Source organism: Cellulomonas sp. McL0606, assembly GCF_058248365.1.
Genome location: NZ_CM177779.1, coordinates 1,932,145 through 1,948,077, shown reverse-complemented (window position 1 = coordinate 1,948,077; position 15,933 = coordinate 1,932,145). Strand labels below are relative to the sequence as shown.

Annotated in this window: 8 protein-coding genes, 1 tRNA gene and 6 pseudogenes; 5 read left to right on the top strand and 10 right to left on the bottom strand. The window is 69.7% G+C overall.

All coding sequences use genetic code 11. The annotated features are described in order from the left end of the window. Positions 1–39 precede the first annotated feature (39 nt). A complete protein-coding gene (locus AC38ZX_RS09800) occupies positions 40–318 on the top strand; it encodes a YciI family protein (protein WP_426595641.1) in 279 nt (92 codons plus the stop codon). Here the strand turns inward: AC38ZX_RS09800 and AC38ZX_RS09795 are convergent. The 7 genes and pseudogenes from AC38ZX_RS09795 to AC38ZX_RS09765 all read right to left on the bottom strand — a co-directional run bounded on the left by AC38ZX_RS09795 (position 315) and on the right by AC38ZX_RS09765 (position 8,745). Then, positions 315–1,295: a TerC/Alx family metal homeostasis membrane protein gene (locus AC38ZX_RS09795; protein WP_491297127.1), complete on the bottom strand. Its 981-nt coding sequence runs from the start codon at positions 1,293–1,295 to the stop codon at positions 315–317. The two genes, AC38ZX_RS09800 and AC38ZX_RS09795, sit on opposite strands and share 4 nt — an antisense overlap. A gap of 40 nt (positions 1,296–1,335) precedes the next feature. Next, positions 1,336–2,311 (bottom strand): annotated as a pseudogene (locus tag AC38ZX_RS09790) (TerC family protein); the annotation flags it as partial. A gap of 186 nt (positions 2,312–2,497) precedes the next feature. Then, positions 2,498–4,604 (bottom strand): annotated as a pseudogene (gene uvrB / locus AC38ZX_RS09785) (excinuclease ABC subunit UvrB). 37 nt (positions 4,605–4,641) lie between these two features. Continuing rightward, positions 4,642–5,247 carry a pyroglutamyl-peptidase I gene (locus AC38ZX_RS09780; protein ID WP_491297125.1) on the bottom strand — a complete coding sequence of 202 codons (606 nt, stop codon included), beginning with the start codon at positions 5,245–5,247 and terminating at the stop codon, positions 4,642–4,644. Beyond that, complete coding sequence (gene coaE / locus AC38ZX_RS09775) at positions 5,244–5,873, bottom strand: dephospho-CoA kinase (protein WP_426595634.1); 630 nt, start codon at positions 5,871–5,873, stop codon at positions 5,244–5,246. Before coaE ends, AC38ZX_RS09780 begins: the two co-directional genes overlap by 4 nt. A 100-nt stretch (positions 5,874–5,973) precedes the next feature. Further along, positions 5,974–7,480 (bottom strand): annotated as a pseudogene (gene rpsA / locus AC38ZX_RS09770) (30S ribosomal protein S1). A gap of 239 nt (positions 7,481–7,719) precedes the next feature. Beyond that, positions 7,720–8,745 (bottom strand): 6-phosphofructokinase, encoded by a 1,026-nt coding sequence (locus AC38ZX_RS09765; protein WP_426595632.1) that lies wholly within the window; start codon positions 8,743–8,745, stop codon positions 7,720–7,722. 127 nt (positions 8,746–8,872) lie between these two features. Here AC38ZX_RS09765 and AC38ZX_RS09760 point away from each other — a divergent pair. Continuing rightward, positions 8,873–9,677 (top strand): annotated as a pseudogene (locus AC38ZX_RS09760) (class I SAM-dependent methyltransferase). 7 nt (positions 9,678–9,684) lie between these two features. Here AC38ZX_RS09760 and polA read toward each other — a convergent pair. Next, positions 9,685–12,436: pseudogene (gene polA / locus AC38ZX_RS09755) on the bottom strand (DNA polymerase I). On the opposite strand from polA, the gene AC38ZX_RS09750 reads away from it, so the two are divergent. Beyond that, entirely contained in the window at positions 12,435–12,845 is a 411-nt protein-coding gene (locus AC38ZX_RS09750) for a PaaI family thioesterase (RefSeq protein ID WP_426595628.1), read from the top strand. The pseudogene polA and the gene AC38ZX_RS09750 sit on opposite strands and share 2 nt — an antisense overlap. Here the strand turns inward: AC38ZX_RS09750 and AC38ZX_RS09745 are convergent. After that, complete coding sequence (locus AC38ZX_RS09745; protein ID WP_491297124.1) at positions 12,761–13,450, bottom strand: GNAT family N-acetyltransferase; 690 nt, start codon at positions 13,448–13,450, stop codon at positions 12,761–12,763. The genes AC38ZX_RS09750 and AC38ZX_RS09745 overlap by 85 nt on opposite strands. Before the next feature lie 235 nt (positions 13,451–13,685). After that, positions 13,686–14,316: pseudogene (locus AC38ZX_RS09740) on the bottom strand (ANTAR domain-containing response regulator). Between the two features lie 149 nt (positions 14,317–14,465). On the opposite strand from AC38ZX_RS09740, the gene AC38ZX_RS09735 reads away from it, so the two are divergent. Both AC38ZX_RS09735 and AC38ZX_RS09730 read left to right on the top strand, forming a co-directional pair. Beyond that, positions 14,466–14,539, top strand: a tRNA-Leu gene (locus AC38ZX_RS09735). A 189-nt stretch (positions 14,540–14,728) separates the two neighbouring features. Next, the gene (locus tag AC38ZX_RS09730; RefSeq protein ID WP_491297123.1) at positions 14,729–15,901 is read left to right on the top strand and encodes a tyrosine-type recombinase/integrase; all 1,173 of its coding nucleotides are present in this window, start codon (positions 14,729–14,731) and stop codon (positions 15,899–15,901) included. Positions 15,902–15,933 lie beyond the last annotated feature (32 nt).

Here is a 15,933-nt window from a genome sequence, read left to right as displayed (position 1 = left end):
GCCCGACACTCTGCCATCCGAGTCCGGCAGGATGGCCTCATGCCCACCTATGCCGTCCGATACACCTACGCCGAGGACAGCGACCAGACCCGCGACCGCGTCCGGCCGGACCACCACGCCTACCTGCGGAGCCTTTCCGAGCTGCGCGGGTCGGGACCGTTCGTCGGAGGCGACGCCGGAGCCTTGCTGGTCTTCGAGACCACGGACGCGGCGGCCCTCGACGCGATCCTGGCCGCCGACCCGTTCGCACATGCCGGCGTCATCGCGGCGACCGACGTCCGCGAGTGGAAGATCGTCTCGGGGGCCTGGAGCGGCTAGCCCGTCCTCGTGTCCCGGCGGGTCTTGGCCAGGCTGGCGACCGTCGTCACCCCGAGGATGAGCACGATCGAGGCGAGCGACACGGACGTCGGGACGTCCGGAGCCCACGGCACCGGCTCCCCACCGTTGATGAACGGCACCTCGTTCTCCGCCAACGCGTGCAGGATCAGCTTGACGCCGATGAACCCGAGCAGGACCGCGAGGCCGATGTTCAGGTACACCAGGCGCTTCAGCAGGTCGCCGAGCAGGAAGTAGAGCTGCCGGAGGCCCATGAGCGCGAACAGGTTGGCCATGAGCACCAGATAGGGCTCGCTGGTCAGCCCGAAGATCGCCGGGATCGAGTCGAACGCGAACAGCAGGTCGGTGGCCCCCAGAGCGACGAGCACGATGAGCATGGGCGTGATCAGCCGGCGGCCGTGCTCGACGACGGTCAGCCTCACGCCGTGGTACTCGTCGGTCGCCGGGAACCATCGCTGCACCAGCCGCAGCAGGAGCGGCGGCCTGAACTCGTCGTCGCCGGACTCGCCCTCGCGCCCCACCCGGATGGCGGTCCAGACGAGGAACGCCCCGAACACGTAGAACACCCAGCTGAACGCGTCGATGACCGCGGCGCCGGCCCAGATGAAGATGCCCCGGAAGATCAGCGCCAGGATGATGCCCACCAGCAGGGCCGTCTGCTGGTACTGCCGGGGCACCGCGAACTTGCCCATGATCAGCAGGAACACGAAGAGGTTGTCCACCGACAGCGAGTACTCGGTGAGCCAGCCCGCGTAGAACTGTCCGCCGTAGTCGGCGCCCCAGGCGGCCCAGACGCCGAGCCCGAACAGGACCGCCAGGCCGATGTAGAACGCCAGGTAGCGCAGGCACTCGGCCGTGGTCGGGATGTGCGGGCGCCGGGCGACGACGGCGACGTCGACGACCAGCAGCGCGCCGACGAGCACGAGCGAGACCGCCCAGATCAGGGGTGTGACGACCACGTGCGGGCGCTCGCTTCTCGCTCGACGGGACGGGGTGGACGTCGTCGCGGGTCTTCACCAGGCTCGCGATCGTCGCGACCGCGAGCGTGCCGAGGATGAACGTCAGGGACACCCAGATCGGGATCTCGGGCGCCCAGCTCACGGGCTCCCCTCCGTTGATGAACGGCAGCTCGTTGACGTGCAGCGCGTGCAGCACGCAGCTTGACCCCGATGAATCCGAGGATGACCGCCAGTCCCAGGGACAGGTAGACGAGCCGCTGCAGCAGCCCACCGATCAGGAAGTACAGCTGGCGCAGCCCCAGCAGCGCGAACGCGTTCGCGGTGAACACGATGAACGCCTCGTCGGTCAGGCCGTAGATCGCCGGGATCGAGTCGAGCGCGAAGAGCAGGTCCGTGGAGCCGATCGCGACCATGACGACGAGCATCGGCGTGAACAGCCGCTTGCCGTCGATGCGGACGCTCAACCGGTCGCCGTGGTACTCCTCGGTCGTGGGGACGATGCGCTTCAGCATCCGCACCGCCAGCCCGTCCGGCTCGTCCTTCGGCTCGTGCTCCTGGTCGTGCTTCTCTCGGGCCAGCTTGATCGCGGTGTACACGAGGAAGGCACCGAAGAGGTAGAACACCCAGGAGAACTGCTCGATCGCCGCGGCACCGGCCAGGATGAAGATCGTTCGGAGCACCAGGGCGATGACCACACCGACCAGCAGCACCTTCTGCTGGTAGATCCGGGGCACCGCGAACTTCGTCATGATGATGAGGAAGACGAAGAGGTTGTCGACCGACAGGCTCTTCTCGGTGATGTACCCGGCGAAGTACTGCGTGCCGAAGTCCCATCCCCAGGCGATCCCGAGTCCGACGCCGAACACCAGGGCGATCGCGATGTAGAAGATCGACCACTTGATCGACTCGGAGAACGAGGGCTCGTGCGGTGTGCGTACGTGGGCGTAGAAGTCGAAGACGATCAGCCCGACGACGAAGACCGCCGTCCCTGCCCAGACCCAGCCGGACACGTCCATGGATATACCTCCGGTACGAGAACATCGTGACCGAAGGTCTCCCCCGCCCGCACACCGTGTCTGTGGCGGACCGATCGCGCCGGGCCCCGCGCGGGCGGGTCCGTGATGACGACGTGATCGTGACTGGGGTACTCCCCTTCAACGTGCGCAAGCATAGGGCACCCGGAGCGGGGCAACCCGGTGGGCTCAGGCCGTCGCCGCCTGCATCTGGCGGAGCTCCTTCTTCATGCCGGAGATCTCGTCGCGCAGCCGGGCTGCGAGCTCGAACTGCAGCTCCGCAGCCGCGGCGTGCATCTGGTCGGAGAGCTGCTGAATCAGGTCCGCGAGCTCCCCCGGCCGCGGCACCCGTCAGCCGCGTCCGCTCGTCGCGCGGCTTTCCCCGCGAGCCGAACCCAGGCACGGGCGCCTTCCCGCGGCTCGTCTGCCGACCGCCGCCGCCCAGCAGCTCGGCCGTGTCGGCGTCCTCGCGGTTGAGCAGGTCCGTGATGTCGTTGATCTTCTTGCGCAGAGGCGTCGGGTCGATGCCGTGCTCGAGGTTGTACGCCACCTGCCGTTCGCGGCGGCGCGTCGTCTCCTCGATCGCCTGCGCCATGCCGTCCGTGATCCGGTCGGCGTACATGTGCACCTCGCCCGACACGTTTCTGGCCGCGCGACCGATCGTCTGGATGAGCGACCGGCCGGACCGCAGGAAGCCCTCCTTGTCGGCGTCCAGGATGGCCACGAGCGAGACCTCCGGCAGGTCCAGACCCTCACGCAGCAGGTTGATGCCGACGAGCACGTCGTACTCGCCCAGGCGCAGCTCGCGAAGCAGCTCCACGCGGCGCAGGGTGTCCACCTCGGAGTGCAGGTACCGGACGCGGACGCCCTTCTCCAGGAAGTAGTCGGTGAGGTCCTCGGCCATCTTCTTGGTCAGCGTGGTCACCAGGACGCGTTCGTCCTTCTCCACCCGGTCGTGGATCTCGCCCAGCAGGTCGTCGATCTGGCCGGTGGTCGGCTTGACGATGACCTGCGGGTCCACCAGGCCGGTCGGCCGGATGATCTGCTCGACGACGCCGTCGGAGATGGACCGCTCGTAGTTGCCCGGCGTCGCCGACAGGTAGACCGTCTGGCCGATCCGCTCGACGAACTCTTCCCAGCGCAGCGGCCGGTTGTCCGTGGCGCTCGGCAGCCGGAACCCGTGGTCCACCAGGGCGCGCTTGCGCGACATGTCGCCCTCGAACATGGCGCCGATCTGCGGCACGGTCACGTGCGACTCGTCGATGACCAGCAGGAAGTCCTCGGGGAAGTAGTCGAGGAGCGTGTTGGGCGCCGTCCCGGCGGACCGTCCGTCGATGTGCCGCGAGTAGTTCTCGATGCCCGAGCACGACCCGATCTGGCGCATCATCTCGATGTCGTACGTGGTGCGCATGCGCAGTCGTTGCGCCTCGAGCAGCTTGTTCTGCCGTTCCAGCTCCGCCAGCCGGTCCTCGAGCTCGACCTCGATGCCGGCGATCGCGCGTTCCATGCGCTCCGGTCCGGCGACGTAGTGCGTAGCGGGGAAGATGTGGATCTGCTTCTCGGCGCGCACCACGTCACCCGTGAGCGGGTGCAACGTGGCGATGGCCTCGATCTCGTCGCCGAAGAACTCGATCCGGATGGCGAGCTCCTCGTACACGGGGATGATCTCGACCGTGTCTCCGCGCACGCGGAACGTGCCGCGCGTGAACGCCATGTCGTTGCGCGTGTACTGCATGGTCACGAACCGGCGCAGCAGCTGGTCGCGGTCCACCCGGTCACCCACCGACAGGGCCACCATCCGGTCGACGTACTCCTGCGGCGTGCCGAGGCCGTAGATGCAGCTCACGGAGGCCACGACGATGACGTCGCGCCGGGTGAGCAGCGAGCTTGGTGGCCGAGTGCCGCAGACGCTCCACCTCGTCGTTGATCGACGAGTCCTTCTCGATGTAGGTGTCCGTCTGCGCGATGTACGCCTCGGGCTGGTAGTAGTCGTAGTACGAGACGAAGTACTCGACCGCGTTGTTGGGCAGCAGCTCGCGGAACTCCGTGGCCAGCTGCGCGGCGAGCGTCTTGTTGGGCGCCATCACGAGCGTGGGTCGCTGCAGCTTCTCGATCAGCCAGGCGGTCGTCGCCGACTTGCCCGTGCCCGTGGCGCCCAGCAGGACCACGTCCTTCTCGCCAGCGTTGATGCGCGCGGCGAGTCCTTGATCGCCTTGGGCTGGTCGCCCGACGGCGTGTACTCCGAGATGACCTCGAACGGCGCGACGGTCCGCTGCAGATCGGTGACGGGACGCATGCGACAACCGTACGTTCCCCCACCGACACGTGGGGCGTCAGGACAGGGTGCCTGCCGCGACGCGGTCGTCGTCGGTCGTCGAGACCGCCGCCCGGACGATCGCGAGAAGGGCGGTCGCCACGTCCTCGGTGGAGAGTCCCGACCGCGGCACGTGCACGAAGCCGCTGCGTACCTCGGGTCGGGAGGCAAGGAGGTGCTGGAGCGCGTAGAAGGTGGCGTTGCAGACGAACGTGCCCGCGGAGTATGAGACCTCGACCGGCACGTCGACGGCCCGCCCGGCCGCGGCGCACGCCTTGACCGGCAACGTCGAGAAGAACGCGGCGGGCGCTCCGGCGATCACGGGCATGTCGACGGGCGACCACCCGTCGTTGTCCGGGATCCGTGCGTCCATCAGGTTGACTGCCACGCGCTCGATCCCGACGGCCGACCGACCGCCGGCCTCACCGGCGCCGATCACCAGCGACGGCGCAAGCTCGGCCACCGCGGACCGCAGGACCTGCCGCGCAGCCCGGAACGAGACCGGCAGCTCCCGGGTCTCGAGCCGGTCGTCACCGGTCCAGCGCGCCGCGACCTCCTGCACCGCGAACCACGACGCGTTGGACGACAGCCCCTCGAACGGCTCGAAGCCGGTCAGCAGGATCACGGCGTCTCCGCCGACAGCTCGTCGGCGCGCTCGACCGCCAACCGGTCCCACAGGGCGTCCACCTGCACACGCAGGTCGTCGTCGCTCCCGGTCCCGTCGAGCACCACGTCGGCGGCCGCGAGCCGCTCCGCGTCGCTCGCCTGCGCCCCCACGCGCGCCTCGGCCGCTCCGCGGTCCATGCCGCGCAGTCGCACGAGCCGCTCGACCCGCAGCAGCGCAGGAGCGTCCACGACCACCACCACGTGGAAGTCGTCGGCCTGTCCGGTCTCGACGAGCAGCGGGATGTCGTGCACGACGACCGCACCGTGGTCCGTGGCGGCCGCGGCTGCGGAGCGCTCGGCCGACAACCGCCGCACGATCGGGTGCACGATCGCGTCGAGCCGAGCCCGCGCGGCCGGGTCGCTGAAGACGATCGCGGCGAGGGCGCGGCGGTCCAGCGACCCGTCGTCGGCCAGCACGGAGGTGCCGAACTCCTCGGCGACGGCGTCGAGGCCCGCTGACCCGGGTGCGACCGCTTCTCGCGCCAGGACGTCGGAGTCGATCACCACCGCCCCGAGCTCCGCCAGCCGCCGCGCCGCGACGGACTTGCCGGCCGCGATCCCGCCCGTGAGTCCGATGCGTTGCATCCGTCCATCTTGCCGGACCGAGCCGAAAGTGCTCAGGCGGAATGACGAACGGGCCGGCCACCCGAAGGTGACCGGCCCGTCGTTCAGCGAGGTGCTGTGATCAGTTGCCCGTGAGCTTCTCGCGCAGAGCGGCGAGCGCCTCGTCGGACGCGAGCGTGCCCGCGGCCTCCTCGGTGCTCGACGAGTACGAGGAGGGAACCGGACCGGCAGACGAGGAGGACGAGGATGACGTGGCCGTCGCCCCACCCTCGGCAGCGGTCAGGGCAGCCTCGGCGTCGGCCTTCGCGGCGTCGGCGACCTGCTTGCGGTGCGCCTCCCAGCGCTCGTGGGCCTGCGCGTACTGCGCCTCCCACACCTCGCGCTGCGCCTCGAAGCCCTCGAGCCACTCGTTGGTGGCCGGGTCGAAGCCCTCGGGGTACTTGTAGTTGCCGGCCTCGTCGTACTCCGCCGCCATGCCGTACAGCGCGGGGTCGAAGTCGTCGCTCGTCGGGTCGAAGCCCTCGTTCGCCTGCTTCAGCGAGAGCGAGATGCGGCGACGCTCGAGGTCGATGTCGATGACCTTGACGAAGACGTCGTCGCCCACCTGGACGACCTGCTCCGGGATCTCGACGTGGCGCACGGCCAGCCGAGATGTGCACGAGGCCCTCGATGCCGTCCTCGACGCGCACGAACGCACCGAACGGAACCAGCTTGGTGACCTTGCCCGGGACGACCTGGCCGATGGCGTGCGTCCGAGCGAAGGCCTGCCACGGGTCCTCCTGCGTCGCCTTCAGCGACAGGGAGACACGCTCGCGGTCGAAGTCGACGTCGAGAACCTCGACGGTGACCTCCTGGCCGACCTCGACGACCTCGGACGGGTGGTCGATGTGCTTCCAGGACAGCTCGGAGACGTGCACGAGGCCGTCCACGCCACCCAGGTCGACGAACGCGCCGAAGTTGACGATCGAGGACACGACGCCGGGGCGGACCTGACCCTTCTGCAGCGTCTGCAGGAAGGTGGAGCGCACCTCGGACTGCGTCTGCTCGAGCCACGCACGGCGCGACAGGACCACGTTGTTGCGGTTCTTGTCGAGCTCGATGATCTTGGCCTCGATCTCCTTGCCGACGTACGGCTGGAGGTCGCGGACGCGACGCATCTCCACCAGCGACGCGGGCAGGAAGCCGCGCAGACCGATGTCGAGGATGAGGCCGCCCTTGACGACCTCGATGACGGTGCCGGTGACGACGCCGTCCTCTTCCTTGATCTTCTCGATCGTGCCCCAGGCGCGCTCGTACTGTGCGCGCTTCTTGGACAGGATCAGGCGGCCTTCCTTGTCCTCCTTCTGGAGGACGAGGGCCTCGACTGCGTCGCCGACCTTGACAACGTCTCCGGGGTCCACGTCGTGCTTGATGGACAGCTCACGGGACGGGATGACGCCCTCGGTCTTGTAACCGATGTCGAGAAGGACCTCGTCGCGGTCGACCTTGACGATGGTGCCCTCGACGATGTCGCCATCGTTGAAGTACTTGATGGTGGCGTCGATCGCGGCGAGGAAGTCCTCGGCCGAGCCGATGTCATTGATCGCGACCTGCGGCGTGGCGGGCTTCGCGGGGGTGGTGATGCTCATGTAGGGATGGGCTCCGATGCGGACAGGGAAGTTGTTCGGACACGAATGTTGTGCCGGCGGCACGGTGAACTGCTCAGTGGTGACCACGCAGATGGGGAAGCTCCCGGACCTGCGACGACGTGCGAGGCAGGCCCACGTGCGAGACGCACGTTCGGGATGCGCCGACGCAACAAGGCGCGCGGCACCGCCGTCTACCCTATCCGCGCGGCGGAGGTGGGTCAAAGCGCGAACGGCCCTCGTCAGCCCAGTGCACGCGCAACGGCCAGGAGCTCGTCCGGCACGTACTTGACCTTCCCGGCCACCTCGTCGAGCGAGATCATCTGGACGGTCTCGCCGCGCAGCGCGGTCATGACGTTGGACATCCCCTGGCTCGCGGCGTCGATGGCGGCGACGCCGAAGCGCGAACCCAGGACTCGGTCGAAGTGCGAGGGGATCCCGCCGCGCTGGATGTGACCGAGCACGACCGTCCGCGTGTCGAACCCGGTGCGCTTCTCGATCTCGATCTTCAGACGTTCGCCGATGGCCCCCGCAACGATGTCGCCGAACTTCCCGAGCTGCGTCTGGTAGTCCATCGACGTCCCCTCGGCGGGCACGGCACCCTCGGCGACGACGATGATCGAGAAGCTCGCGTGCGCGCGGTGCCGGTGCTTGAGGAACCGCTCGATCTTGTCGATGTCGAACGGCTGCTCCGGGGTCAGCACGAGCTCGGCGCCGCCGGCGATCCCGGACTCGGCGGCGATCCAGCCCGCGTGCCGGCCCATCACCTCGACGATCATCACGCGGTTGTGGCTCTCGGCCGTGGTGTGGATGCGGTCGATCGCCTCGGTCGCGATGCCCACCGCGGTGTCGAAGCCGATCGACTGGTCGGTGCCCCAGACGTCGTTGTCGATCGTCTTGGGGATCGCGATGATCCGGACGCCCGCCTCGGCCACCTTGCTCGCGGCGTGCAGCGTGCCGTCGCCGCCGATGCAGATGAGCGTCTCGATGCGTTCCGACTCGAGCGTCGACAGGACGGCATCGAGGCCGCCGTCGGAGGCGTGCGGGTGGTAGCGCGCCGTGCCGAGCAGCGTCCCGCCGACGGCCAGCTGGTTGCGGATGTGCTGACGGCTGAGCGGCACGCTGAACCCGTCGACGACACCACGCCAGCCGTTGCGGAACCCGATGATCGAGTGGCCGTACTCGCCCTCGCCACGCTTGACGACGGCACGGATCGCGGCGTTCAGTCCGGGGACGTCGCCGCCGCCCGTGAGCAGTCCGACTCGCACGCTGACACTCCTTCACACGCAGGAAAGGGGGCTCGGCGCGCGTCGTCGGGGGCCGTGAGCACACCCTATCCACCTCGTGAGTCGCACAGATGACACCGGTGCAGACCGACCGCGGGACACTGGGCGCATGACCGACGACCCGCTCGCCGAGGCCGGCTATCTCGACATCCCACCGACCTCCGGCGGCGCGGCGGGCCGCGGCTGGTGGGACGCCAACGCCGCCGAGTACCTCGAGGAGCACGGTGCGTTCCTCGGGCCGGCCGACTTCTGCTGGTGTCCGGAAGGCCTGCGCGAGGCCGACGCCGGGCTGCTCGGCGACCTGACCGGCGCCACCGTGCTCGAGGTGGGCGCCGGGGCCGGCCAGTGCGCGCGCTGGCTCGTGGCGCAGGGCGTCGCGGTCGTCGCGACGGACGTCTCCGGTGGCATGCTCGCGGCCGGCGCCGCCTACGACGCCTCCGTCGGCCGGACGACGCCGCTCGTGCAGGCGGACGCCCGCGAGCTGCCCTTCGCGGACGCCTCGTTCGACGTCGCGTTCACGGCTTTCGGGGCGCTCCCTTTCGTCCCCGACGCGCGGCGAGTGCACACGTCGGTCGCCCGCGTCCTGCGACCGGGGGGCCGGTGGGTGTTCGCCGTGACGCATCCGATCCGGTGGGCGTTCCCCGACGACCCCGGCGAGGCCGGTCTCACCGCCACCCGGTCCTACTTCGACCGCACGCCGTACGTCGAGCTGGGCGAGTCCGGCGCGGTGCTCTACGCCGAGTACCACCGGACGCTCGGCGACCACGTCGCCGAGCGCCGCCGCCGGCTTCGTGCTCGACCGGCTGGTCGAGCCCGAGTGGCCGTCCGGGCACGACCGGACGTGGGGCGGCTGGGGCCCTGTGCGGGGCGCCCTGCTGCCGGGGACGGCGATCTTCGTCACCCACCTGGGATGACGCACCGCTAGTGCCCGGCGTCGTGCCAGGACTCGCCGACGCCGACCGTGACGTCGAGCGGCACGTCCAGGGGTCCGTCCGTGGCCGCATCGCCCGCCGCGCCCATCTGCTCCCGGACCAGTGACTCGACCTCGTCGCGCTCCCCCGCCGCAACCTCGAGCACCAGCTCGTCGTGCACCTGCAGGAGCATCCGCGACGACAGCCCGCGCCGGGTGAGCTCCCGGTCCACGCCGAGCATCGCCACCTTGATCAGGTCCGCCGCGCTCCCCTGGATCGGCGCGTTGAGTGCCATCCGCTCGGCCATGTCGCGTCGCTGCCGGTTGTCGCTGGTCAGGTCGGGCAGGTACCGGCGGCGACCGAGGATCGTCGCGGTGTACCCGGTGGTCCGGGCCACCCGGACGACGCCCGTCAGGTAGTCACGCACTCCCCCGAACCTCTCGAAGTAGTCCTGCATCAGCGACGACGCCTCGGAGACCTCGATGCTCAGCTGCTGCGACAGCCCGTACGCGGACAGCCCGTACGCCAGGCCGTAGCTCATCGCCTTGATCTTCGAGCGCATCGCCGGCGTGACCTCGCTGGTGGGCACCCCGAACACGTGCGACCCGACGTAGCTGTGCAGGTCCTCGCCCGACCGGAACGCCTCGATCAGGCCTTCGTCGCCGGACAGGTGCGCCATGATCCGCATCTCGATCTGCGAGTAGTCGGCGGTCAGCAGGGTCTCGTACCCGTTGCCCACGACGAACGCGCGGCGGATCTGGCGACCCGCCTCGGTGCGGATCGGGATGTTCTGCAGGTTCGGGTCCGCCGACGACAACCGTCCGGTCGCCGCGATCGTCTGCTGGAACGTGGTGTGGATGCGCCCGTCCGGCGCGACGGAACGGAGCAGCCCCTCGACCGTCTGACGCAGCCGGATGGCGTCGCGGTGCGCGAGCAGGTGCTCGAGGAACGGGTGCTGGGTGCGCGCGAACAGGTCCGTGAGCGCGTTGGCGTCGGTGGTGTAGCCCGTCTTGTTCCTCTTGGTCTTCGGCATCCCGAGCTGGTCGAACAGGACCTCCTGCAGCTGCTTGGGCGAGCCCAGGTTCACCTCGCGACCGATGACGTCGTAGGCGTCCCCGGCCGCCTCCTGCACCTGCGCGTCGAACGACTTCTCCAGGCTGCTCAGGTACGTCTGGTCGGTGGCGATCCCGGTGCTCTCCATCCGCGCGAGCACGTCCACCAGCGGCAGCTCGAGGTCGGTGAGCAGCCCGGTCGCGCCGCGGTCGGCGATCTCGCCGCCCAGCACGTCGTACAGGTCCCGGACCGCCGCGGCGCGCACCGCGGCACGGCGGCCCTCGTCGGTGCCGTCGATCTCCAGGTCCAGCAGACCCTGCCCGCCGTCGTCGGTGTCCGTGGCCCCGAGCTCGCGACGCAGGTACCCGATCGCCAGGTCAGCGAGGTCGTAGGCGCGGCGGTCCGGCTGGCACAGGTAGGCGGCCAGCTCGGTGTCGAACGCGACGCCCGCGAGCGGAAGACCCCGGCCGGCGAGGGCGTGCCACGCCTCCTTCGCGGCGTGCACGACCTTCGGCGCGGCCGAGTCAGCGAGCCACGCGGCCAGTGCGTTCTCGTCCGCGGGATCGATCTGCTGCAGGTCGAACGCGGCGGCGTCCCCGTCGAGGTCCGCCAGGGCGATCCCCCAGGCGTCGCCGCGGGCCGGTGCGCCGGATCCGCGGATGTCGAGCCCGAGCGGCTGACCGGCACGGTCCGCGAGCCACGCGCTCAGCTTCTCCGACGCCGACCACGGTGAGGTTCAGCTGGGCCGCAGCGACCGCCGTGGCGGAGTCCTCGCCCTCGTCCGGAAGCATGGCGAACAGGCGGTCCCGGATCGCCCGGAACTCCAGCTCCTCGAGGATCGCGTGCAGGGCCGGACGGTCCCACGGCCTGGCCGCCAGGTCCTCCGGCCCGAGCGGCAGCTCGACGTCCGTGAGCAGCGCGTTGAGCTGACGGTTCAGCGCGACCTGCTCGACGTTCTCGCGCAGTGACTCGCCCGCCTTGCCGGGCACCTCGGCGGCGTTGGCGAGGATCCCCTTGAGCCCGTCGTACTGACCGATCCACTTGGCCGCCGTCTTGGGACCGACGCCCGGGATGCCGGGCAAGTTGTCGCTCGACTCCCCCACCAGCGCCGCGAGGTCCGGGTACCGCCCGGGCGGGACGCCGTACTTGGCCTCGACCGCGGCCGGCGTCATGCGCGCCAGCTCGGAGACGCCCTTGACCGGGTAGAGAACCGTCACGTCCTCGTTCACCAGCTGGAACGCGTCGCGGTCACCGCTGCAGATGAGCACCTGCATGCCCTGCGCGCGCGCCTGCACGGACAGCGTGGCCAGGATGTCGTCGGCCTCGAACTGGGGCTTGGACAGGTACGGGATGTGCATGGTGTCCAGGACGCGCTGGATCACGTCGACCTGACCGCGGAACGGCGCGGGCGTAGCGTCGCGGTTGCCCTTGTACTCCTCGTACACCTCGGTGCGGAACGTCGTGCGTCCGGCGTCGAACGCCACCGCGACGTGCGTCGGCTCCTCGTCGCGCAGCAGGTTGGCGATCATGGAGAAGAACCCGAAGACCGCATTGGTCGGCTCGCCCGCCGACGTCGCGAACTTGTCCACCGGGAGCGCGAAGAACGCCCGGTAGGCCATCGAGTGACCGTCGATGAGCAGAAGTCGGGCGGGGGCGCTCGGCGAGGTGGCTGGCAGTGCGTCGTTCACGGGTGCCAACCTATCTGCCATGTCCGACACCGACGCCCTCGCCCTCGTCCCGTCTGCCGCCGGGACGCTCATCGAGCGCCTGGGCATCACCGTCACGGAGGTGTCGGCCACCCGAGCGGTCGGCACGATGCCCGTGGAGGGCAACACGCAGCCCTTCGGGCTCCTGCACGGGGGCGCGTCGGCGGCGCTGGCGGAGACCCTCGGCTCCTACGCCGCGCAGGCCCACGCCGGGCCTGACCGGGCCGCGGTCGGCATCGAGATCAACGCCACGCACCACCGGTCGGCGCGTTCCGGGGTGGTCACCGGAACGGCGACGGCGATCCACCTGGGCGGACGGCTGGCGACCTACCAGGTCGTGGTCGAGGACGACGGCGGTCGCCTCGTCTGCACCGCACGGTTGACGTGCATGGTGATCGAGCTGCGCGACTGATCGGCGGCCTTCGCCGGCGTCGCAGGGTTCTCGTCGGGAAGCTGTCGCGCCTCGCGCACGTGCCGACGCCGCGCGATCAGGTCCTCGAGCCGACGGGTGGTGCCGGGGGCGTGGTCCTGGGCGAGCCGCCGCTGCAGCACCGCCGTCGAGACGGCCCGGTGCGAGGCGGCGGGCGCGAAGCCGATCCGGGCGAGGAACCGCTGCATGCCACGGGCACCCGGGAGCGGCGACGAGTACAGCTCGGTGACGCCCGCCTCCTCGGCCATCGCGACCGCCGAGAGCAGCATCGCCCGGCCCAGGCCCCGACGACGTGCGTCGGGCTGCACGTAGACCGCCTCGATGTCCATCGCGACGACGTCCGTGAACGGCCCCGGCCCGACGATCCGCGCGAGCATGAGCCCGGCGGGTTCGCCGTCGAGCTGCGCCAGCAGGACGCGGCCCCCGGGCATCCCCAGGAGGGTGCCGAGCTGGTCGTGCAGACGCGCCGCGTCGTCCGTGCACAGCTGCGACCCGACGCCGGCTTCCTGGCGCGCGGTCAGGACGAGCGCGACAAGGCTGTCGAGGTCGCCGGGTAGGGCTCCGCGTACTTGCACACCGATTCGCACGGCAGTCAGACCTCCGGACGGGACGAGGGGGATCCGGTCGGGGTGACGACATCCCTGCCCGAGATGGTGTCGCTGTCGATCATGGACCACCGCGGAGGGCGGTGCCTAGTCCCAGTCGTCGGCTCGTGTCACCCGGACGGGTGCATTTCTTGGACATCCGACCAGATTCTGCACGTCGACCGGTGCACGCCGGGCGTTCAGGTGCCGGAAACCTGCCGTTCAGACCGTGAAGCGGTCAGGCTGAGCCGCCACCGACCTGCTCGATGACAGCGTCGGCCACCTCACGCATGGTCAGCCGGCGGTCCATCGACGTCTTCTGGATCCACCGGAACGACTCCGGCTCCGTCAGACCCATCTTCGTCATGAGCAGGCCCTTGGCCCGGTCCACGCGCTTGCGGGTCTCGAAGCGCTCGGCCAGGTCGGCCACCTCGGACTCCAGCGCGGCGATCTGCGCGTACCGCGAGATCGCGATCTCGACGGCCGGCAGCAGGTCGGCCGGGCTGAACGGCTTGATGACGTACGCCATGGCGCCCGCCTCGTTGGCGCGCTCGACGAAGCTCCTTCTGCGAGAAGGCCGTCAACAGGACGACGGGCGCGAGGTGCGCCTTGCCGATGCGCTCCGCCGCCGAGATCCCGTCGAGGATCGGCATCTTCACGTCCATGACGACGACGTCGGGCTTGAGCTCGGTGACCAGCTGCACCGCGGCCTCGCCGTCGCCGGCCTCGCCGACGACGTCGAACCCGGCGTCCCGCAGCGTCTCGACGACGTCCATGCGGATGAGCGCCTCGTCCTCGGCCACCACGGCGCGGCGGGCGGCACGGGTCGGCGCGGGCGCCGGCTCCGCCTCGGCGGCCGTCGAGGTCAGGTCGAGGGCGGCCTGCGTGGGATCGGGCTTGGCGTCGGTGCTCACGTGCACAGAGTAGTGGCCGATACCGGCCGGTTCGCAGTACGTCGGCCTGTGAGCCCGCCCACCTGCGTCCGGCGCCCGTCCTCGTCCCGGTATCCTGCTGCACGGCCCCGATAGCCCAACCGGCAGAGGCGTTCGGCTCAAACCCGATCCAGTGTGGGTTCGAATCCCACTCGGGGCACCTAGATTGTCTCTCTGACCTGCATGTATGCTACTCGCAATCGCCAGCGTCCGGCTGTGGACGCACGGCGGACGCGCGAAGCCCCACAGAGAGACTCCACATGGCTGCACTGATCGACGCCCGGACGCGCTCGGACGGCGGCATCAGCTACCGCGTCAGGTGGCGGCTCGGTGGCACACGCGCAGGCTCGTGGCAGTCGGAGACGTTCAGTACTCGCGAGCGCGCGGCATCCTTCAGCTCGACGTCGACGACGCCGGACAGATGTGGCCGGATGGTTGGGTGAAGGGGCGCGGATGGGTTGTCCGACTGTCCGAGCCGGTGGTGCCGGCAGTACCGACCGCGACGTTCAACGACGTGGTCGAGTCCTACTTCGAGCGCCAGGACCATCGCATCAAGCGCGGCAAGGTCAAGCCGTTCACGGTCCATACCTATCGGCGCCAGATCGCCCTCCACCTGGAGGAGGAGTTCGCGGGCTCGTTCCTCGCCATCGAGGCCGAGAACGTGGAGCAGTGGATCGACAACCAGATCGACGCCGGCGCCGCCCCAAAGTCGATCCGCAACCGCCACGGCATGCTCTTCTCGCTCATGAGACACGGTCAGAAGGTCATGCGCCTGCGCGCCGACAACCCGTGCGAGACGAGCGAACTGCCCGACGATGTGACTCGCGAGGCTCGCCAGGTCCGGTTCTTCCAGCCCGGAGAGTGGGCGCTCTTGCGCTCGTGCATCAAGGTCGACGCCCTCCCAATCGTCGACATGCTCTTGGCCACTGGGATGCGCGCAGGAGAAGTCTTCGCACTGCGTGCGGGCGACCTCACGTGGATCGACGAGGACACCGTCTCGGCATACGTAGTGCGCGCTTGGTCAACCCGCTCCCCTGACGACGAGTCGCCCGTCAAATGGGACGAGCACGAGAGCGACAAGTGGGTGCTGGGACCGCCGAAGAGCAGGCGCCCCAGGCGCGTTCAGGCCGCCGGGGCGATTGCTCACACGCTGCGCGGGCTCGTTGAGGGTCAATCAGCCAGTGCGTACGTATTTCGGCGCGGGAGGGGCAAGCCGTGGCGCTATACGGACTTCCGCGCCGAGCGGTGGCTCCCAGCGACCGCCCGGGCTGCGCAGCATGGACTCACGAAGCGGTCCACGCCGCACATGCTGCGCCACACCACAGTCGTGTGGGGGCTGGCTGATGGTGTGCCGATCCAGGTCATCTCCGAGATGCTCGGGCACGCCTCGATCCAGATCACCTATGACATCTACGGTGGACTCATCGACCTGAAGGACCCACGGCTCGCGCGGGCGATGGCGAAGTCGATGCTCGTCGTGAACCAGGCCATCACGCCGGTGCGGCGACCCAGAGCATCTTGATCCAAGGGTCAGCATCATTCAGTGGTCGCGAG

Coding starts and splice junctions, on each gene's coding strand:
- AC38ZX_RS09800 (WP_426595641.1), top strand. CDS start 40: ATGCCCACCTATGCCGTCCGATACACCTACGCCGAGGACAGCGACCAG.
- coaE (WP_426595634.1), bottom strand. CDS start 5,873: ATGCAACGCATCGGACTCACGGGCGGGATCGCGGCCGGCAAGTCCGTC.
- AC38ZX_RS09750 (WP_426595628.1), top strand. CDS start 12,435: ATGTCCGACACCGACGCCCTCGCCCTCGTCCCGTCTGCCGCCGGGACG.